This window comes from Danxiaibacter flavus (assembly GCF_041060425.1).
Taxonomy (GTDB): Bacteria; Bacteroidota; Bacteroidia; order Chitinophagales; family Chitinophagaceae; genus Danxiaibacter; species Danxiaibacter flavus.
Genome location: NZ_JAULBC010000002.1, coordinates 1,130,132 through 1,149,902, shown reverse-complemented (window position 1 = coordinate 1,149,902; position 19,771 = coordinate 1,130,132). Strand labels below are relative to the sequence as shown.

15 protein-coding genes are annotated in these 19,771 nt (G+C 39.8%); 10 read left to right on the top strand and 5 right to left on the bottom strand.

What is annotated here, in order from left to right:
* Positions 1 to 421: 421 nt before the first annotated feature.
* The gene (locus tag QTN47_RS10205; RefSeq protein ID WP_369329259.1) at positions 422 to 625 is read right to left on the bottom strand and encodes a hypothetical protein; all 204 of its coding nucleotides are present in this window, start codon (positions 623 to 625) and stop codon (positions 422 to 424) included.
* A gap of 330 nt (positions 626 to 955) precedes the next feature.
* Positions 956 to 2,359: a hypothetical protein gene (locus tag QTN47_RS27985; protein ID WP_439100179.1), complete on the bottom strand. Its 1,404-nt coding sequence runs from the start codon at positions 2,357 to 2,359 to the stop codon at positions 956 to 958.
* A 432-nt stretch (positions 2,360 to 2,791) separates the two neighbouring features.
* Between QTN47_RS27985 and QTN47_RS10200 the strand changes: the two genes are divergently transcribed.
* Together QTN47_RS10200 and QTN47_RS10195 are read left to right on the top strand one after the other, a co-directional pair.
* Positions 2,792 to 3,142 (top strand): hypothetical protein, encoded by a 351-nt coding sequence (locus tag QTN47_RS10200; RefSeq protein ID WP_369329258.1) that lies wholly within the window; start codon positions 2,792 to 2,794, stop codon positions 3,140 to 3,142.
* 68 nt (positions 3,143 to 3,210) lie between these two features.
* Entirely contained in the window at positions 3,211 to 3,699 is a 489-nt protein-coding gene (locus QTN47_RS10195; protein ID WP_369329257.1) for a GNAT family N-acetyltransferase, read from the top strand.
* A 191-nt stretch (positions 3,700 to 3,890) separates the two neighbouring features.
* Here the strand turns inward: QTN47_RS10195 and QTN47_RS10190 are convergent, their stop codons facing one another.
* Positions 3,891 to 5,699: a M2 family metallopeptidase gene (locus QTN47_RS10190; RefSeq protein WP_369329256.1), complete on the bottom strand. Its 1,809-nt coding sequence runs from the start codon at positions 5,697 to 5,699 to the stop codon at positions 3,891 to 3,893.
* A gap of 300 nt (positions 5,700 to 5,999) precedes the next feature.
* On the opposite strand from QTN47_RS10190, the gene QTN47_RS10185 reads away from it, so the two are divergent.
* The 4 genes from QTN47_RS10185 to QTN47_RS10170 all read left to right on the top strand — a co-directional run bounded on the left by QTN47_RS10185 (position 6,000) and on the right by QTN47_RS10170 (position 11,483).
* Positions 6,000 to 7,232 (top strand): NADP-dependent isocitrate dehydrogenase, encoded by a 1,233-nt coding sequence (locus QTN47_RS10185; RefSeq protein WP_369329255.1) that lies wholly within the window; start codon positions 6,000 to 6,002, stop codon positions 7,230 to 7,232.
* A gap of 315 nt (positions 7,233 to 7,547) precedes the next feature.
* Positions 7,548 to 9,347, top strand: a complete 1,800-nt coding sequence (locus QTN47_RS10180) for an ABC transporter ATP-binding protein (protein WP_369329254.1) — start codon at positions 7,548 to 7,550, stop codon at positions 9,345 to 9,347.
* Positions 9,348 to 9,364: 17 nt separating this feature from the next.
* Complete coding sequence (locus tag QTN47_RS10175; protein ID WP_369329253.1) at positions 9,365 to 10,528, top strand: glycosyltransferase; 1,164 nt, start codon at positions 9,365 to 9,367, stop codon at positions 10,526 to 10,528.
* Positions 10,518 to 11,483, top strand: coding sequence for a glycosyltransferase family 2 protein (locus QTN47_RS10170; RefSeq protein ID WP_369329252.1), 966 nt, complete (start codon positions 10,518 to 10,520; stop codon positions 11,481 to 11,483). Before QTN47_RS10175 ends, QTN47_RS10170 begins: the two co-directional genes overlap by 11 nt.
* A gap of 81 nt (positions 11,484 to 11,564) precedes the next feature.
* Here QTN47_RS10170 and QTN47_RS10165 read toward each other — a convergent pair whose 3' ends face one another.
* Entirely contained in the window at positions 11,565 to 12,671 is a 1,107-nt protein-coding gene (locus tag QTN47_RS10165) for a prenyltransferase/squalene oxidase repeat-containing protein (RefSeq protein ID WP_369329251.1), read from the bottom strand.
* Between the two features lie 356 nt (positions 12,672 to 13,027).
* Here QTN47_RS10165 and QTN47_RS10160 point away from each other — a divergent pair, with 356 nt between their 5' ends.
* Genes QTN47_RS10160 through QTN47_RS10145 form a run of 4 tightly spaced genes read left to right on the top strand, consistent with a single transcriptional unit; the run spans position 13,028 to position 17,280 of the window.
* On the top strand, positions 13,028 to 14,290 hold the full coding sequence (locus tag QTN47_RS10160) for a glycosyltransferase family 4 protein (protein WP_369329250.1): 1,263 nt from the start codon (positions 13,028 to 13,030) through the stop codon (positions 14,288 to 14,290).
* Positions 14,287 to 15,312: a UbiA family prenyltransferase gene (locus tag QTN47_RS10155; RefSeq protein WP_369329249.1), complete on the top strand. Its 1,026-nt coding sequence runs from the start codon at positions 14,287 to 14,289 to the stop codon at positions 15,310 to 15,312. The genes QTN47_RS10160 and QTN47_RS10155 overlap by 4 nt, the downstream gene beginning before the upstream one ends.
* A 33-nt stretch (positions 15,313 to 15,345) precedes the next feature.
* Positions 15,346 to 16,326 (top strand): YpdA family putative bacillithiol disulfide reductase, encoded by a 981-nt coding sequence (locus QTN47_RS10150; protein ID WP_369329248.1) that lies wholly within the window; start codon positions 15,346 to 15,348, stop codon positions 16,324 to 16,326.
* A 57-nt stretch (positions 16,327 to 16,383) separates the two neighbouring features.
* Positions 16,384 to 17,280 (top strand): DUF6263 family protein, encoded by an 897-nt coding sequence (locus QTN47_RS10145; protein ID WP_369329247.1) that lies wholly within the window; start codon positions 16,384 to 16,386, stop codon positions 17,278 to 17,280.
* Between the two features lie 201 nt (positions 17,281 to 17,481).
* On the opposite strand, the gene QTN47_RS10140 is transcribed toward QTN47_RS10145, so the two are convergent.
* A complete protein-coding gene (locus QTN47_RS10140; RefSeq protein WP_369329246.1) occupies positions 17,482 to 19,770 on the bottom strand; it encodes a DUF3858 domain-containing protein in 2,289 nt (762 codons plus the stop codon).
* Between the last annotated feature and the right edge of the window lies 1 nt (position 19,771).

Sequence of the window (19,771 nt, the reverse complement as noted above, 5' to 3'; positions counted from 1 at the left end):
TTATTTTTTGTTGCATACAAACAATGGTGAACTTCAAACTCTCTTCATTTATTAAATGACATTAGGTACAATTGAAGCGTTCGATCTTTCCTCAGCAAGCCCTGAAAGGGCGTCCATCAATAGCGTGGGGCAACGCCCTACGTTGAAAGACGATATGATCAGTCAAGCCCTGAAAGGGCGAAAGCATATAAGTCAATAAACTAGTCAATCATCAAAGTGAATCCTTACAAAACAATCATCAAATTTGTTAATTCGCAACATTTTAAATAGGAATCACAGCACGAATGCCGATAGCTAATAGCTCATAGCTGACAGATAAAAAAGCGCCGATAAACATCTGGCGCCGTTACTTGTAACACTTGCGAAACATTTGCAGGAATACAAACGTTGCTTTTGAAACACATAATTGAAGTATGATCTTCTATTCAAAAAGTTCCAGTAATTGTTGGGATCTCCACCCGGTATCTGCATTCTCTAACATACAATATACCTGCTCAATTTCTTTACCCGAGAGAAGTAATCTTATTCCTTTGTGAGGTGTTGGTACTGCAACTGATTGTTGCAATTCTTCCGCTGCTTTGCCGTACCGTTCCCACGCATTTCTTAAAAACATTGTCAACTGCACAAAGTCCGGAGCATTAATTGTGATAACAATGTTACCATATGCAAACTAGAAATTGTTGCATGATGCACATCGTACAATATAACCGGTGCCTTCTTTATAAAATAATGTTTGATAGCTGCACATAATTGCAATACAAATGTGCGGGATAGAACCGGGCTTGATTTATATATTCAGGAAATGCGTTTACGTAAAAGGGAAATAAGCGGATGAGTCTGATGGGGTTGTTTACAACCAGTCTTTAAACGAAAAGTGTTTAAAGACTAGTTGTAAAAGTTTGGACAGGTATGTCTATATCATAAAGCGATATTTTCAATAATCTTTCATATCTCATTAATTCGCCAGCATGGCAATTTCTGTTTTGTAGTTTTCCGGGTTATCAAAAAAAGGAGCAGTTGCTTGTACGACCTGTATCATTATTATTCCGAAGATTTCATCAACAGAGTCAGATTTTAAGAAGAAAGGGCTTTCGCCGTTTTCCACAAAAATCCGTCCATACATAACAGCTGAAGGAATATCGTCGATTTGCAAAAAGTACGAACACATCGCAATGTGAAAAGCCGCAACTTCCATGAATGTGGGGTTCCGTGAAGTAACAATTTCCTGCAATGCATATTTGTTGTTGAATAGCTTTAGAAATTCATCCGCTCGGTTGTTTCTGAGCAAATACAGTCCGTACATCGCAGCGGCAACAATATCATTTGGCATTACCCGGTAGATGGCTTCGCTGATGCTATCGAGTTCTGATTCTTTACCACCGCATTGGAAAAGAACGTTATAAAGAATCACATAAAACTCGCGTGCATCAGGCCATTTTTCAATTGCATCTTTCAATAAAGCGCACAGATCATTTATATCGGATTGCGATTCAGGTGAAAATACCTCGTACAGTTTCAGAATACCTGCCAGCTGATTGTTTTTTTTGCCGTCCCAGTTGTAGAAGTCATCCTCATCTATGAGCTCAAATTCTTTGACACGGCCCATAATCTCTGGTCTTATCGACGATACTGTTGGTGCAATCAATTTTTGATATAAGCAGGCAACTACGTTGAAAGAACTGACGAGCTGATTGCGATTGTGTCTATCCTCAAAAAAGCTTGCCCATTCATTCTCATTCCAAATATCAGGATATAATTCATGGTTGTCTGAATCAAGATCGTCTTCGATTGAATCTTCATAATCAACTTCAAAATTGTTTTCACCGGCATTTGCTTTTAGTTGCGCCAGGTAATAATTGCAACGCTGATCTTCCGGATTTACAATCAAAAAAGGCTTGCCGTTTTTACCGCATTCAATCTCTATAAATTCAATGTCATCGCTGTCTTCATTCAGGATATGTTTACTCATTTCAAACTCCTTGGCGGGCCTGATTCCATATTCGCTCGCAAACTCGACAGCTGTATAAACGATGTTGTGTACCAGCGCATATTCACACTCATGCATTTCCATACCTGAATCAGCGCAGAAGTCCAGATATTGATCAACTGCTGATTCATCTTCGTTAAAATGATAAAACGAATCTTTTACGCCGGCACAATACAGGTCTACAAGATATGAAGCAGCGGTAATGTTGCCATTAATATGTTTTCTGCTCACAAATATGGAAGCAATTCCCGAATCCTCCCAGTCTGCGTTAATATAGCATTTGTCAATTGGAAGACTACGGGCACGTCCACTTTTAATATAACCTTCCGCAGTCATCGGGACCACAGGTGTTTTGGAATTTTTTTTCGACATATTGTAAAGATAAAGTTCCTCGAGAAAATATGGAATTCGTTTAAGTTTTACTTAAATCAATTGCTTTTAAAATGGCTTTTATTAACCGGGCCTTTTTCTGTACTTGTCGAATAACCGTTATCTGGGCCGATATGTAAAAAATGTCTGTTGTAAAGACTTTTCATTGCATTATATATTAACAATTGTAACGGATTGTTTGTGATTGTATGATATTCCAACCGTTAAAATATAATAATCTCCGTTAGTCCTACACTGCCAGGTAATTTAGTTTTGCTTTTAAATAATTAATCCAGAGCAGCTGTTAGATGCTTGAGATTCAATATGCACTGCAACTATTAAACAGAATGTTTTTTTGAGTGTTAAGCAACAAAAGCATTAGCGCGCTGATCTGATGATATATACAAGATCGTGGCCGATTCTTTACAAAAAAATATGATTGCAGACAACAACGATAATATGGTGCTGACAATACAAAAGACAATAGGAATAGGTTCGAACTATCTTTTCCTTCGCCTCTTGACGGCACTGGGAACTGCGTGTATATTTGCTGTTGCCGTAACAATTGGGTTTAGCTATTTTGGATTTCATTATGCTCCATTGTTCTTTGTATGGATGGTGATGGTTGCGATTGTGTTTAGATTTATCGCGTGGCTTATCAACTCATACAATAAAGCCGGATGGATCATGTTAATAGTTGCAATTGTATTTTTCGCTGCAGCTTATTATTTCGTATTGCTTAATATTTTGCCCGACTTCGGTCCCGATCTGTCCGATGTGTTTTAACACAATTTTTTTCAATCGCTTAAATATTTCGTTGCTTCTCTCACATATTTACATTGTTACTTTGCTGCATGAACGATAGCATTAATATCAGGGTAATAGAGCAATCAGATAACAAAGCAATCGCAGCCATTATCCGCACCGTGCTCGCAGAGCACAAGGCTGACAAGCCGGGCACGGTTTATTATGATCCAACGACAGATGATTTGTTCAGTCTTTTTCATCAACCCGGGTCCGTTTATTTTGTTGTTGAACTGAATAATGAAATTGTGGGTGGTTCCGGCATCTATCCAACAGAAAATCTTCCTGAAGGTTGTTGTGAGTTAGTAAAACTTTATTTATTGGATAAACTCCGCGGAAAGGGATTGGGTAAAAAGTTAATTGAACGATGTATCACTGAAGCTAAAAAAATGGGTTACACTTCCATATACCTCGAAACGATGCCGGAATTGAGTAATGCGGTTAGCCTGTATGAAAAATTAGGCTTTAAATATCTTAAGCAACCGCTCGGCAATTCCGGACATTTTGGTTGTGATATCTGGATGCTTCGTACGTTGTAAGTTATACGTTATACTTAATAGGTTGTAAGTTATCCATTGTGGGTTATAAGTTGTTAGCGACAGTAGATATATTTTAAGTATTTAAGTGGTCCGCGCAATAATATTCAATTTAAGAAAAGGATCACAATGGTTGCGAGGGCTTTTGCTGACAGCTGATAGCTGATGGCTAATAGCTGATAGCTCACGGCTTCTCACATCTTTTCCGGCAGTGTATATTTTCTTCCCTTGTTTACATTTTGCAACCACGTCATTAAAGGTGCAAAATAATCCAGCATTGGTTTTGCACTCATATCGCTGTGAATGGTTTCCTGCAGGTGTTTTCGCCAATCCACACTGGCGCCCGTTTTCATAACACTTTTAAGAAAATCACCTACAGCTTTGTTGCCCCAATAATTTGTTGCATGCGGATCCTGGTGTAAAATGTTTTTAGCTATATAGGTATGAAACTGGAACAATAATACATTCGCTATAGAGTAATCATAGTATTGGGCAGGATCATCGGTGATATGTGTCTTGCTTGCAGCATCACAATAAGCTTCACTTCTTTCGGATGGGGGCACAATACCCTGGTATTTCTTTACAAGATCCCACCATGTTTTGTTGTACTGGTTCTCCGGAAGGTTCTTTGAATACAGCGCATATTCAAACTCTGTCATCACACCACTTCCCCAGGGAATATGAACGATGTATTCCAATGCTTCATTTAGCATTTTCAAAGTGTCATTGGTGCTAACACTGCTGCTGATCATTTTTAGATTTTCAAGGAAAGGTTTCTGTAAAGACGCAAGACCCATCATCGATCCAAATGCCTCATGAAAACCACGATTCGCTCCGTTTCTTAAAATCACAGGTACTTCAGGAATAGAGTAGCTCATATAATAATATATGTGTCCCAGTTCATGCAGCACAGTGCTCCAGTAATCTGTAGTAGGTACAATGCTTTGCAGTGAGCGGACGTCTTTGTCAAGATCCATATGCCATGCGGAAGCATGATTGTTTTTTGAAAAAGGAGAATCTGCCGGAACAGGGTAGAGGCTGCTGTTTTTCCAGAAGGAAGCCGGTAAAGAATCAAAGCCAATGCTTTCATAGAATTTTTCGCTTTGATGCGCCATCCACTCTGGTCCCCTGGCTTTTAGAACAGGGTCAATATTTAATCCCTGCACGTTAACAAGATCGCCCCAGCTTTGTCCCCAGCGGTTTGGTAACCAATGTGCGGGTATATAGTCCGGAACAGGTTGTTTATACCTTTTTGCCAGTTCATATCTCGCCCACGTATGCAGTTCACGGTATAGCGGCCATATTTCACTTATAAATTGCCTGGTTAATTTCACCATTTCATCACCACTCATTCCATATTCTTGTGCGTTGTAATCAAAAAAATCTTTGTAGTTAAGTGGCGTAACGGATGCATTGCGCAGATGTTGCAGCGAGTCGACGCCTGCTTTTAATACTTTGCCGACTTCTTTGCTGGCGGTCCATGCAGCAAGACGCTCATTAAGATCAGTTGATGTTTGCAGGATCTGGTCGATCTCCCCGGTTGTTACCGCCTTTCCATTCAGCATGTATTTAAATCCAAAAAGAGCGGACGTCTGTTCATTGGTTATCTTAATACGTCTTTCAACAACACTACCGGCCGTCTCGGGGTTGTTTCCTGCGTTAAAAAGAATCGCTTCAAATTGTCTTGCCTGCAAAGCAGTGAGTTTGTCTTTAATGGCCAGGTATTTTTGAGCCGAATCTATATTGCTCTTGCTGCCGGTATATTTTGCCAGCGCTTTATCTGCTTCGCCAGCCTCGTATTCGGAAGTTGTATCGCCTTTTACAATACGTGTGTTCAATTTCCATTGTGCCAGGGATGATGCATAATACAAACGTTGGTATTCCTTATTGTAATCGTCCAGGTAAACCTGTGCTTGTTGTTGTATCGCTTGTTCCTTTTGTTCAGCTTGTTTGCAACAAACCATAAGACAGGAGATCAGGATGCAGACAATGCATGTTTTCATTTGAATGATTTTTTGATTATGCAGTGAATATGTTTACGGGATTCGGCAATGCGCTCTCCGTTATATATGCATGTTTTTTTCAGAAAGTACCTTGCGTGATATTTATAAGCAGGATGGTACATGATAGCCATTTAAACAAATCACCTCTCTTTTTAAGAAAAAATACAAAGGGTAAGATAATTCTTTTTCGCTTACAACCATTAGCTTTTAGCGAGTTTTCAGTACATTTCAACGGTTGAAATATTTATAGAACAAACCCCTACATTTGTAACCATTTTACTAAAACCAAAATCTTCGAAAATGGCTGAAAAAATCAAAGTGGCTAATCCCGTGGTAGAACTGGATGGCGATGAAATGACCAGGATCATCTGGAAGTTTATTAAAGAGAAATTAATCCTCCCATATATTGACGTTGATATTAAATACTATGACCTTGGCATTGAACACCGCGACGCGACTGATGATCAGGTTACTGTTGATTCAGCCAATGCAATCAAACAATATGGTGTAGGTATTAAATGTGCTACTATCACTCCGGACGAAGCCCGCGTTGAAGAGTTCAAGTTAAAACAAATGTGGAAGAGCCCTAACGGTACAATCCGTAACATCCTGGATGGTACTGTATTCCGCGAACCAATTGTTTGTAGCAATGTACCACGTTTGGTTCCTAACTGGACTGCTCCTATATGTATCGGTCGTCATGCATTTGGTGACCAGTATCGTGCAACTGATTTTCTTACTAAAGGAAAAGGAAAACTGACTGTTAAGTTTGAAGGCGAAGACGGTACCGTTCAACAATACGAAGTTTACAATTTTAAAGGAGACGGTGTTGCATTAACCATGTACAATACGGATGAAAGTATCACAGGCTTTGCACGCGCTTGTTTTAACCAGGCGTTGATGAAAAAATGGCCTTTGTATCTTTCTACAAAAAATACCATCCTGAAAAAATATGACGGACGTTTCAAAGATATTTTTGAAAACATTTTTCAGACTGAGTTTAAAGCTCAATTTGATGCAGCAGGTATTACTTATGAGCATCGCCTGATCGACGACATGGTTGCCAGCGCATTAAAATGGAACGGTAACTTTGTTTGGGCTTGTAAAAACTATGATGGCGACGTACAGAGCGATACAGTAGCGCAAGGTTTCGGTAGCCTTGGTCTGATGACTTCAACTTTGGTTACTCCTGATGGTAAGGTAATGGAAGCTGAAGCTGCACACGGTACAGTTACACGTCACTATCGCGAGCACCAGAAAGGAAAACCAACTTCTACCAACCCAATCGCGTCTATCTTTGCATGGACACGTGGATTGGAGTTCCGCGGCAAGCTGGATAATAACCAGGAGTTAATCGACTTCTGCCATGCTCTGGAAGCTGTTTGCGTTGAAACGGTTGAAAGCGGCAAAATGACAAAAGACCTTGCAGTTTGCATCCACGGAAACAAAGTTGAACACGGGAAAGATTACCTGTACACTGAGGAATTCCTTGATGCACTGGATGAAAACCTGAAGAAAAAATTAGGTAAATAATCTTGTTAGAATATTTAGAAGGGCGGGTTGAGAAACCTGCCTTTTTTATGGGTCATTATTGATTCAGGTTGCTATCGTCGTTTGGCATTAAGTCTGCCTGAGTAAATTTTATTAGATCGTCCTGCTATGCGTTACGGTAAAACCTGCTAAAGGGGGAGTTATTTTTTTAAGAAAAATAATCTTATTTTCACGCCCTATTTCGTACCCCCAATTGTAGCTAACAATGTACATAAACACCGGCACATCGCTTGCCTGCCTTATACAGTATTTTCTGTCTGACCTGTTTTGCTTTCTCAATTCTTCAAAGGCGGTATAATGAGTAATATCAGAGCTAAGCTAAAGAAATGGTACCGGAACGTGCATCCAAAACAAGCGCTACAACTCATCTGGAAAATCTCGTCGAAGCGAATTATAATCTCGTTATGTCTTATTCTTATTGAAAATGCATGTTGGGCAGGAACGGTGTATTCATTAAAGCTGTTGATGGATCAATTCGCCGGAGGCCAGGCGAGATTGAATAGGGATGCTGTCATTTACTATCTCGTCTTTGCTGCATCGATCGGCGTATTGTATGTATGTATTAAAAGTGTATCTGCCTTCGTAAGTGATTCCCTGGCATCCCGAATTGACTGTGAAATAGACGAACAGATACATGCTCATACGTTAAAGCTTGATCTCAGTTACTATGAAGATCCTGCGTACCTCGACATTTTGAAAAGAGCCCGGGAAGCAGGTGCAAACAAGCCCAAAGCGATTATTTTAAGCTTAAACGATTTGGCAAAAAACAGTATTATGCTTGTTGCAATGATATACATGTTGATTGCAACTAACTGGTTGTTGTTGCCGTTGTTGTGTATGATTGTGCTGCCAATTCTTTTTGTACGTATAAAGTTTTCCGACAGGCAGTATCTGTGGCAAAGAGACAATGCCGCATTGGAACGGGAAACAACCTATCTCAGTCATCTTATGACCGGCGATGCTGCTGCAAAAGAAATCAGGGCTTTTGCACTGGGTAATTTTCTTTTAGAAAAATATGGCAAGATCAAGCACAGACTTGTTAACGAACTGATACAGCTTGAAAAACGCAAAATGATTGTTGAGATTGCTACAACTCTTCTTGCAACATTGGCCTTTTTTTCGGTGATGGCGGTTATCATCATGGCTACACTGAAAGGAAAAGCGAGTTTTGGTGATATCGCTGTATTTCTTGTGATATTTCCGCAGTCGTTCAGTACTGTGCAAGGCCTGATCGGAGCAATTTCACGGTTTTATCAAAACAATATTTATATAGCAGATATTTTTGAACTATTGCACTTAAAGCCGTTAATGAATGCTGCAGGCGAAGGCAACACAAATGCTATCCGTCAGAATCCACCCCACATAGCAATAGAAAATTTGTCGTTTAAATATCCTCACTCGAAGAATTTTGTGCTGAATAATATTTCATTAATCATACCGCCGGGCAAGATTGTGGCATTGGTTGGAATGAACGGTGCCGGTAAATCTACCCTGATAAAATTGTTGTGCAGATTGTATGATCCTCTCAATGGACGCATCACTATAAATGGAACAGATATCCGAGACCTGGATGTAAGTTGGTACAGGCGTCAGGTTAGTGTAGTGTTCCAGGATTATGTAAAATATAATTTTTCTGCCTCTGACAATATCTGGTTCGGTAATATTCAAAAAGAGCGGGAACCGGACGAAATAGAAAATGCAGCCAGGCTCTCGGGTGCAGATGATGTTTTAAAGCGATTCTCCAACGGATACAACACTATTCTTGGACGCACTTTTGATGGCGGAAAAGAATTAAGCATTGGTGAATGGCAAAAACTCGCAATTGCACGTGCGTTCTATGCAGAGTCCGGGTTAATCATACTTGATGAGGCAACCAGTGCGCTTGATGCATTCTCTGAAAATGATCTCTTCAGATCATTAAGAGAAAGAATCGGAGATCGTTCGGCTCTTGTGATAAGTCATCGGCTCTCCACTATCATGCAGGCGGACCACATTTATGTTATAGAAGATCAAAAGGTGATTGAAAGCGGAAACCACACAGATCTTATTCAACGGAAAGGTCGGTATTCGAAAATGTTCAGCATTGAACATGCTTAATTAAAAAGAAAAGAGCATTGGAAACGTCAAAAAAGCATCTGGCAATTGTTACATCCTGCACTGAAAACTGGGGCGGGAGCGAAGAGCTCTGGGCAAGAGCAATACCTTACTGGCTGGAAATGGGATACAAGATCAGTGTCTACAAATGGGAACTGGACAAAACACATCCAGCGTTCATCAAATTGGCTGATAGAGGCGTAAGGCTCTTCAATCTGGCCACACCTTTTTCAGTATATAAAACTGTTATACGAAAAGTATTTCGCAAGCTAAAACTACTGAAAGGACCAATACCTCAGGAGGCAGCATTGCGTTTGTCTTCTTTATTCAGACAGGAAAAACCGGATCTGGTAATTGTGTCACAGGGAATTAATTTCGATGGCTTACAACTTGCGAATGCCTGTCTAAAGAGGGATATACCTTATGTGTTGGTTGCGCAGAAAGCTGTAGACTTTTATTGGCCACCCAATGAAATCCGCGGCTTAATGCGTAACGTTTATCAACGGGCAGTTAAAGCATATTTCGTTTCAGTTCACAACAAAACATTGACAGAGCAACAGTTCGGAGTAAAATTCAGCAATGCCGATGTAATAGTTAATCCTATAAAAGTGCCAAGGCAAATATTACCCGCACCCGATTATAATAATGGGTACAGGCTTGCCTGCATTGGTCGATACTTCTTATTGGATAAAGGCCAGGATATTCTTATCCGAATATTAGCAATGCCAAAATGGAAGCAGAGGCCCATCTCTGTTTCTTTTATAGGTACAGGGGCCGATAAGGAGGGCTTAATTGAAATGGCCGCCTTGCTTGGTGTAAAAAATATCTCCTTCGTTGAACAGACAGATAACATTGAAGAACTCTGGAAGTCCTATCACGGCCTGGTGCTTCCATCGCGTAGCGAGGGTACTCCCTTGGTACTTTTAGAAGCGATGGCTTGCGGCCGTATGGCTATAGTGTCATCAGTGGGAGGTAATGCCGAACTGATTTCTGATGGAGTAACCGGGTTTATTGGAGACCCTTCTGAGATAGCATTCGATGCAGCCATGGAGCGCGCCTGGCAGCTGAAAGATGAATGGATAAATATTGGAAAAAGAGGCAATGCATTTATTACTAAAACTGTCTCTTATGTTCCGGAAGAATTTTTTGCTAATTCCATAAAATCAATCATCCTTGAAAACTGAGCCTTTAGTATCGGTTATAATCCCTACTTATAATCGTGCCGACAAAATCCAAAACGCCATAAAAAGCGTAATTAATCAAACATATAAAAATGTGGAAATAATTGTGGCTGATGACGGATCTACAGACAATACACTTGAAGTGCTGAAAGCATATCCCTCTGTCAGCGTGCTTGAACTGGAACACGGCGGACAGGGCTGGGCAAGGAGTAATGGCTTACGGCATGCAAAGGGCGTTTACATTGCATCTCTGGATTCGGATGACACCTGGGAGAACTCTTTTTTACTAAAATGTGTTGAGCAAATAGAGGCATTTGATCTCGACTTTGTGTTTGCTAATTGGCTACAAGACTTAGGAAATGGTCAACGCATTGATTTTTTCTCTATCTGTTATGTTTTAAGAGGCACACTAAAGCAGTACAAAACAGAATGGGTGTATCTCGATAGTGAGGAGTTGCGTCACTTGTATCTGACAGGATGCCCATCTCCTTCATCATCGCTTCTGATCAGACGTTCCTCATTAAAGAACAATTGGAATAGTGAACTTAGAATTGCAGACGACTGGTGCCTGGCCCTTGACATGATTTTTAGTTCGCCTTGCAAGGCCGCTTTTACAAGAGAAATACTTTGGCATAAAAACCGTACAGGTAACAACGTATTTGATGGACGATATGCACCTGATCTGGTGCGGGATATGTTGCATGATGTCGATTATCTGTTTAGTCGGTTGGGAAAAAAATTTACATCCAGTGAACAGAAAACTTTTACCAAAACAAAAATTCGAGTGTGGGCGTCCTATAGTTATGTTCAAATAAGGCACAATCTTAAAATATTTAAAAGCATTTTATTTTTTCTCAGAGCAATGTTTTTAGCCCCATTTTTTACAATGCTGCTGTCATTTCAAAAGATGATTCACATGGGTAAAATATTTGTCCGGAGATTTTCAATGAGTAAATAATCTGAGCACACGATTAAGAACAACAATGTGCTTGTGCTTTGGTGACGATGAATCCTGGTGTAATGTTTCGTTCTTTCTGCTTCAATTGGTATTACACCAAAATTCATTTTTATAGCGGGCAAGACTTTCTATACAAAAGCCTGTTGTTAATTCTTCTGATCCCCAGCCCTTGAGCAACTTTGGGCCTCCATAATAGAATAACCAGCGTGACCAGTCGCCATGATTTTTCTGATTTTGGATAATGAAATCAACGGCTTTGTGCAGTCCTTCCGACGTATATCCAAAATTGATCAATGAGATAACGCCAAGTGCAGTATCAAGAATTGATTTACCTAGCTGGCCATCTGCGGATGCCGTTTTAAGAATTCTTTCAATAATCGGTGCGACAACAGGCTGAAGTTTTTTTACTCCACGGTTGTACGCTCTTGAAACCAGGTAATAAATAGTAAATGGGTTTCTGTACCATTTGTCACAATCATGTTCATTGCATTCATTTATTGTTTTAATGATTGCGTCTATTATAGGGGCTGTTTCCGGGATGTCGCCAAGATAATAGAGAATGTTCGTATTAATTCCTAAATCGATATCACCTCGAGTGCATTCGTTGACGTGCCAGAATAGCAAACTTGTAATAGGTCTTCTTAATTCCTTAATAGAAACACGCCAATGTCCTTTGTGTGTTTGCAGCCCTAACCGGATAATGTACCATGTATAGAATAACCCGTTGCGGGACCGGTTAGCTAACAATAATTTTTTGTTGTTGGGTGAGGGCATTGAAACTCCTCTCTCCTCCATAAATGCCGTACCGTAGGCAAGGCTGTCTGCATCATAGGGAACGATCTTGTGCCACGGATGTAAATTTGAAAAAACAGGCCATAAGCGTCCAAAATGCATTTGGCCGTAAAGATAACCAGTTGCTTTGGACAGCATTCTTTCCGCAATCGCTGATTCCGAAAGGGGTAATAGGCAAGAAGCTACCACCATGGTTGCAAAAACAGTACTATCCGGAAAACACCACCCCTGCATTGGCTCATCGGCTGCAACATAACAACAAAATTCACCATTAGGGTATTGATGCTGAGTCAGAAAGTCCAATCCTTTATCAATAGCTGCTTCTACGGTTTTTAGATCAACTATTTCGTTTGCCTCTAAAGAAAAATGATCAGGGGAACTATTGATATTTTGCATCAGGCGGATTTATATGCGACGGTTATCGTAATTACCTTTTTAAGAATCGGTCAAAGATACAGACCAATTTCGTTCCTGTTTCGCATTATAGATGAATTTATATAATTTTGTCAATATTGAAATGCATTATACACGTACCTTTTCTAACCATCAATGAGCAATTTGCGGTGCTATAATTTTACATTTGCCATCTATGTTAAGCGTTTTTTTCAAAAAGAGAATTCAGCTTTTTGCCGAAGCACATCATAGTTTCATTTTTTGCAACCAGACATTCTGTTTCGGATCATTAGCTTCGATTTCAGGCTAGTTCGTTCAGCAAATGAAAAGCATTTATCCTAAATGTTCACCGTGTATCGATGAAGGCATTAATACAACTAAAAGTGATTGAAAGGAACCACCATATAGCTATAATTACAAGCTGCCCGGAAGACTGGGGTGGGAGCGAGGAAGTATGGGCGCGTACAATTCCACATTTTCAATCTTCCGGATATCGTGTAACGGTATTAAAGCGGAATTTAAATAAGCAGCATATCCAATATAAAAATCTTGCTAACAATAATGTTGCGCTTGAAGAATTGTTGCCTGAATCTCTAAATTCATTAAGCGCTAAGAAGTACTCTGCGTTGTTTAAAATAAAAAATACAATTAAGTTATTAAAAAGAGTTTTCCAACTCGTCTTAAGGACAGTCAGGCCAAAGGATGTCGCTTATGTTAATGATTCCTATTTGGTGAAAAGAAAGCTTCAAAAGCTGCAGCCAGAATTTGTAATCTTATCACAAGGACAGAATTTTGATGGTCTCCAATTGGCAGATGGCTGCAGAGAGCTTAAAATACCCTATATAGTAATAGCTCAAAAGGCAGTTAACTTTTGCTGGCCTCACTACACAAACAGAAATTCACTGCGGGATATACTAGAGAAGGCTTCATGGTGTTACTTCGTATCAAATCACTGCAGGCGATTAACTGAAGAGCAATTCGGAACATGTCTTCCGCAATCTGAAGTTTTTTACGGTCCAATAAAGGTCCCCCGGCAAATAATTCCAATGCCGGATGCCACGCAGGGACTTCGGCTTGCATGCATTGGGCGCTATTATCTGCTGGATAAAGGGCAGGATATTTTGATCAGGGTAATGGCACAGCAAAAGTGGCGGGAGCGATCAATGACAATTTCTTTTATAGGCTCAGGAATTGACAAAGACGGATTGATGGAAATGGCTGAGTTTCTTGGTGCAAGCAATATTCAGTTTCTGGATCATATCGATGACATTGTTCGTCTTTGGGAGGACTATCATGCATTGGTTTTACCTTCCCGAAATGAAGGATTACCCCTTGTATTACTTGAAGCTATGGCATGCGGGCGCACGGCGATCGTATCGCAGGCCGGAGGTAATTGTGAAGTTATAAATGACGGAATAAATGGGTTTATCGGTCATGCTAATGAAGAAGATTTTGACGCGGTTTTGGAACGGGCATGGAATGCTCGGGAGGAGTGGGAAGCCATAGGAAAAAGAGCCCATGCATTTATTGAAGAAAATGTTCCGTTTCAATCTGAAAAAGTATTAGCAGATTCAATTTTAAATAGAATGGAAAAAGTGAACCCTGAAAAGGTTGCTGTATGAGAAATATTTTTGCAGTTATCAGAGCCAACGCGTGGTGGGAATACAAAATTCCACCAATGCTTGCTGTTGTCTATATGGTTATGATCCAAAGTCAAATACCCTTTTTTAAAGTGTTGCAGTTAATGTCAATTCCTGCAATTGCTGTAGTTCTGGGTGCGATTTATGTGAGTTTGCTGAATGATGCAACAGACGTTAGTGAAGATCTTAAGGCTGGGAAAAAAAATGGAATGATTGGTTATACAGCTATTCAACGGATTGGTATCGTATCATTCCCCGTCATTCTTGGATTTTGTATAGTAGCAATGTCAGGAAGTCTTTTCTCCTGGCAAAATCTTTTTTATCTGGCCGCTCATATATCTTTCACTTTATATTCATTGCCTCCATTCAGGCTTAAAAAAAGAGGAGTTGCAGGGCTTATAGCAGAAGCGCTTGGTTCGGAAATGTTGCCCGTATTGTTTCTTGTGTCATGTTTTTATAGAGATGCGAAATTGGAGATTCAACCCTTGCTGTTTGTGTTCCTTGGAACCTGGTTTTTTTGTTTTGGGCTTAGAGGTATCCTTTGGCATCAGCTTGACGATAGCGAAAATGATAAAGTGAGCGGACTGCAAACTGTTGTTCAACAAATAAGCAAACCCAGACTTTCGCGAATCGGTATCTGTATTGTTACCATAGAAGTCGCTGCTTTTTTGGCGTACGTGATTTGTAACCAATTGTTTTTAGTAATCCCGGGGCTAATTTTTTACCTCATATATATTCAGTTGTTAGCAAAAAAGAACGGAGTTGAACAAACGATAATAAGACCAAGAATAAAACCGTATAGAATTTTTTTGTTCGATTATTACCGTATTTTTTTCCCTCTTTTTTTGTTAGTTGCGGGCATGTTAAATGGTCTCGTAAATGTCTTCGGGTTGCTTTTTCATTTGTTTTTGTTCCAATCAACTATAACAAGCATTTTCAAGGAGGTTAGACAGCTCTGGCGAGCAGTTCTCTCAGACATTCTTTTACAGGTGAAGGATCGTTAGGTGAACTAATTTTCAAAAACGTACATTTACACCATGAGTAAGTACGATATCCTGATTATCGGAGGAGGGCCTATTGGCCTTGCCTGCGGTATCGCGGCGAAAAAAGCAGGGCTTAATTACATTATAATCGAAAAAGGAGCATTGGTCAATAGTTTGTATAATTATCCGTTGTACATGACTTTTTTCTCAACATCCGAACGACTGGAAATTGGTGATGTTCCGTTCATGAGCCTCAATCCGAAGCCTCACAGAAATGAGGCATTGGAATACTATAGAAGGGTGAAGCAATCCTTTGACTTAAATATCCGTTTGTTTGAGGAGGTTAAAGAAGTAAACAGGTTGAATAATGAAGGCGAGGAGAACCTGTTTTCTGTTGTTACCCCGAAAGCCGCCTACGAGGCCAGAAATATTATTATTGCTACCGGGTTTTATGATATTCCCATTTATATGAATGTTCCAGGTGAAGATCTGCCAAAAGTTAAACATTACTATCGCGATCCGAGCTTCTATGCATTTCAGAAAGTGCTGGTGGTTGGAGCCAATAACTCTTCTGTTGATGCTGCGTTGGAAACCTGGCGCAAAGGCGCAGACGTTACCATGGTCATCAGAAAAGATGTGATTGGAGAAAGGGTTAAGTATTGGGTAAAACCTGATATGGAAAACAGGATTAAAGAAGGCAGCATTAAAGCTTACTTCAATTCATCCGTAAAGTCCATCGCAGAGGACACTGTAACAATTGAAACGCCTGACGGTGAAGTAACCATTGAAAATGATTTTGTGCTGGCAATGACCGGCTATCGGCCTAACTTTGAACTACTGAAGAAATTCGGCATTGAATTTTCAGCCGATGATATTTGTGTGCCATCTTATCATGAAGAAACAATGGAAACAAACCAGCCCGGTATTTTTCTTGCCGGCGTTGTTTGTGGCGGTATGAACACACATAAATGGTTTATTGAGAACTCGAGAGTTCACGCGGATCAGATCATTTCATATATTGCTTCAAAACAATAACCGTTGTTTTGTTTTATACATCGGCTAAAAAAATTTTATACAAGTAACCTGTAAACAATGACAAAAATAACCTCTTATCTAAGTGTTCTTTTTTCGGTTTTGTTGCTCATCTCCTGTAAGAACGGTTCATACGATCTAAAGTTTAATCCACCTGCCGGCGCCAAATACAAATACGTGGTTGTAATGAACCAGGAAATGCAACAAAGTATGAAGGGGCAGGAACACAATGTGGATAATACGACTGAGATGTATGTGACCTATGAAATATTACAAAACACGGGTGCAGACAAACACTTGAAACTTACTTACAACAGGTTTAAAGGATCATCCAATGGAACCGCATATGATACGGACGATTCTTCTGCAGCGAATGGAAATAACCCTATGACATTTGTGTATAACGGCATGAAGAACTATCCCTTGCTGATAACAATATCCGAAAAGGGGCAGGTTAAGGATGTAACTGGCATCGATGAACTGCTGGACCGTGTTGTGGGATCTATACCACTGGATTCGGCACGAAAAGCAATGATCAGAACAACAACGGAAAAAATAATGGGTAAAGATTTTGTAAAAAGCATGATTGAACAATCCTTTAAGATTTTTCCGTCAAGTAAAGTAAGTGTGGGTGATACCTGGAAAGATTCTATGATGTTAACTGCAGGCCTTGATTTTAAAATGGCCAACAGCTTTACGCTTAAAGGTGTAGATAATAACAAGGCCACTATAGACGTCAGCTCTGATATAACCAGTGGCGCTATGGATATGGGGATGATGAAGATTGAAACAAACATGAAAGGAACGCAGAAAGGCACGACTGAACTTGATCTGCCCACCGGTATGACTACTTCTTCCGATCTTGATCAGCAGATTGAAGGCAATATGAAAATTATGGGAATGGAGATCCCGGTTAAGATCAAGACTAAGATAAAGGTTACAGGAACGAAGATTTAATTTAATTGACAATTGAAAGTGGAAAATTGTAAATGTGCGAATATGTGAATGTGCGAATGTGCAAAAGGGACCTGTTCTCCGTGTAACTCAGTGTCTTCTCCCGTGTAGCTCTGTGTAACAATTAATTTCCATAAAGAAAAAAGGTTTGATGTTTCAAGACATCAAACCTTTTTTGTAGTAGAAGAAATCTATCTGTTTTTATTATTGTCCTTTTTTCAACAACAATTTCGCTTGAGAGAAATTGTACGTTGCATCCAATACTGCTACAATCGAAGGCCAGTTGGCAGCTTCTACGTTGGTCTTTTTAAACACTTCTCTTGCCTGGATATACAGAATACTATTTTCCAGCTTGGCTCTTGTTGTAAAGCTGGCAAAATCATTCTCTGTCTTCTTATTTAAACTTTCCCACCCCTTTAATATATAACCGGTTGGAACGGTAAAGTTGATATAGTAGGTTATCGCACTTGTAGTCTTAATATTAACCGGGTAATTCCTTGTTTTATCTTCTTTCTTTATTCTTGTCTGGCTACCTATCAAAGATGGAAGTTTTAAAACAATATCATCTCCGGCGTTAGATGTCATTTCTGTCAGTGTAAAGTTCTCCGTGTATTTCAATGTTCTTTTCTTATAGCTGCGACCATCTTCAACAACGCGGAAAGAATTGTATTTATCAACGTGATCGTTATACTGGCCGTTGGCAATTTCTTTCATCATTAAAGGCTTATCTTCTTTCCACTCCTTCTTTTGATGCGTAAGTTCTTCCGAAGCCTTATCTTCTTCACGTGAACTTAATCCTTCCCATAAACCGGCTCCGTCATAATTTTTAAAATCAGATTCCATAAAAGGAGTTAGTGCAAGTGCATCATCAATAAGTACATCTTTTAAAGAGCCCTTTGCTTCGGTAGTTCTGTCTACCGAAACAATTGGTTGCGTTATATCGGGAAGAGAACTGTTTAATTGTACTGTCAGCGTGTTGGTCAGTGTATCTGTAATTGGCAGGCGGTCGATAGTAAATTTAGCTTTCTTGTCATCGGGATTAAATCTTGCTGCTACATTGCCATTGAATTCTGATGATAATTCCTCCGGATTAAGATGTTCGGAAGGATTACAGTAAAACTTGTCCTTATACTTGATCAGCCAGCCAAGTTCTGATGTAAATGCTACTTTGGAAAGGTCCGTCAAATGGTTGTTGTTGGTGACAATTACCTCGTGATCAATTTTTTTCTCCTTCAGTAAGTCTGAAAAAATCCTTGCATAAGTATAATCGTTCCAGCTATTGTAAAGTGTCTTAGAGCGGATGGTATAATAGGCCTTGCGTACATAATCATCATCGGAAGCTTCTTTGATGCCGCGCTTTTTCAATGACTTTAAAATGGCACTTTCCATATCGTCAATATCTACAGCTGACGAGCCACTTAATGACGAACTCTGCACTTTCCCAGGCTGAAACCAGGCTGTTTTAGCCTTTCCCATCAGCTCTTCAGCCGTCATGTCCTTTTTTAATTCGTCGTCGTTCTTAAACCATACAAGATCATTGTTGTTATTTTTTGAATAGCTGACCTGGAACTTCATCATCGGCAATTCCGTATAAGTGTTTACATATTTTACGCTTTGAAGTTTATCTCTGCGTTCATCAACCCAGCGATATACCTGGATGCCGTTTTTAGATGTTGATGTAAAATCCGGCGCACCTTTTATTGTCTTGTATGCAAGGTGATAGTGTTCGTCAGCGGTTGTTATTTCAATGATCTGCTTTGCAACTGGCATAGACCTGTTGCACACGTAATATACCGGAGCAAATTCTTTATAATTGGGATTGGATCCGTAACTCCTGTTGTTGATGTTTCTGAATTCGTATTCAATAACATCACCTTCCTCGAGATCCGGAACGGCTATTTTATAAAAGCTGGGGCGATAAGTAGTGGATATTTTTTGATCAGTATAGCTTCTGAAAATATCCGGAACACTGTTGCTGTTCTCAACTCTTACAGCATCAGCCAGCTCTACATTTTTTTGTGAGCCATCTTTCTTAATAACTTTTGCGGAAAATGCATCAAGCTCGTTGGAGAGGCGGAAGTATAAGATAGAATATTGTTCGATAGAGAACTTGTCATTAAGCAATAAACGTCTTCTTTCTGTTTCTTCCACCAGCATTTGGGTTTCACCGTTTGAGCGGTTGGCAGCAACGATAGAAGTGCCCAATGTCAACGGCGCAAATATGATACCGAGAATGTTTCTTCCGATTATTTTTCCAGCACTCAATCCTTTTTTGTCGAAAGCGAAAGTTGTTTTCTGTGAAAGGATAACAGCGCCATCATTGTTTGATCCGGATACGGTTGTTGCTGTAAAATCGGGATCGTCTATAAGTAACGGCGACGCCTTCTGATTTTTAGTGATGATGTCCAGTTCCCTTTTACTGATGCGGTTTTGGGCGAATGTTGTTTGAATAGTCAGGCATGCAAATGCACTAACCAGAATGATCTTTTTCATT

Excerpts from the sequence above, each read along its gene's own strand:
- QTN47_RS27985 (WP_439100179.1), bottom strand. The coding sequence starts at position 2,359 with ATGTCGAAAAAAAATTCCAAAACACCTGTGGTCCCGATGACTGCGGAA.
- QTN47_RS10200 (WP_369329258.1), top strand. The coding sequence starts at position 2,792 with ATGATTGCAGACAACAACGATAATATGGTGCTGACAATACAAAAGACA.
- QTN47_RS10195 (WP_369329257.1), top strand. The coding sequence starts at position 3,211 with ATGAACGATAGCATTAATATCAGGGTAATAGAGCAATCAGATAACAAA.
- QTN47_RS10190 (WP_369329256.1), bottom strand. The coding sequence starts at position 5,699 with ATGAAAACATGCATTGTCTGCATCCTGATCTCCTGTCTTATGGTTTGT.
- QTN47_RS10185 (WP_369329255.1), top strand. The coding sequence starts at position 6,000 with ATGGCTGAAAAAATCAAAGTGGCTAATCCCGTGGTAGAACTGGATGGC.
- QTN47_RS10180 (WP_369329254.1), top strand. The coding sequence starts at position 7,548 with ATGAGTAATATCAGAGCTAAGCTAAAGAAATGGTACCGGAACGTGCAT.
- QTN47_RS10165 (WP_369329251.1), bottom strand. The coding sequence starts at position 12,671 with ATGCAAAATATCAATAGTTCCCCTGATCATTTTTCTTTAGAGGCAAAC.
- QTN47_RS10160 (WP_369329250.1), top strand. The coding sequence starts at position 13,028 with ATGAAGGCATTAATACAACTAAAAGTGATTGAAAGGAACCACCATATA.
- QTN47_RS10155 (WP_369329249.1), top strand. The coding sequence starts at position 14,287 with ATGAGAAATATTTTTGCAGTTATCAGAGCCAACGCGTGGTGGGAATAC.
- QTN47_RS10150 (WP_369329248.1), top strand. The coding sequence starts at position 15,346 with ATGAGTAAGTACGATATCCTGATTATCGGAGGAGGGCCTATTGGCCTT.
- QTN47_RS10145 (WP_369329247.1), top strand. The coding sequence starts at position 16,384 with ATGACAAAAATAACCTCTTATCTAAGTGTTCTTTTTTCGGTTTTGTTG.
- QTN47_RS10140 (WP_369329246.1), bottom strand. The coding sequence starts at position 19,770 with ATGAAAAAGATCATTCTGGTTAGTGCATTTGCATGCCTGACTATTCAA.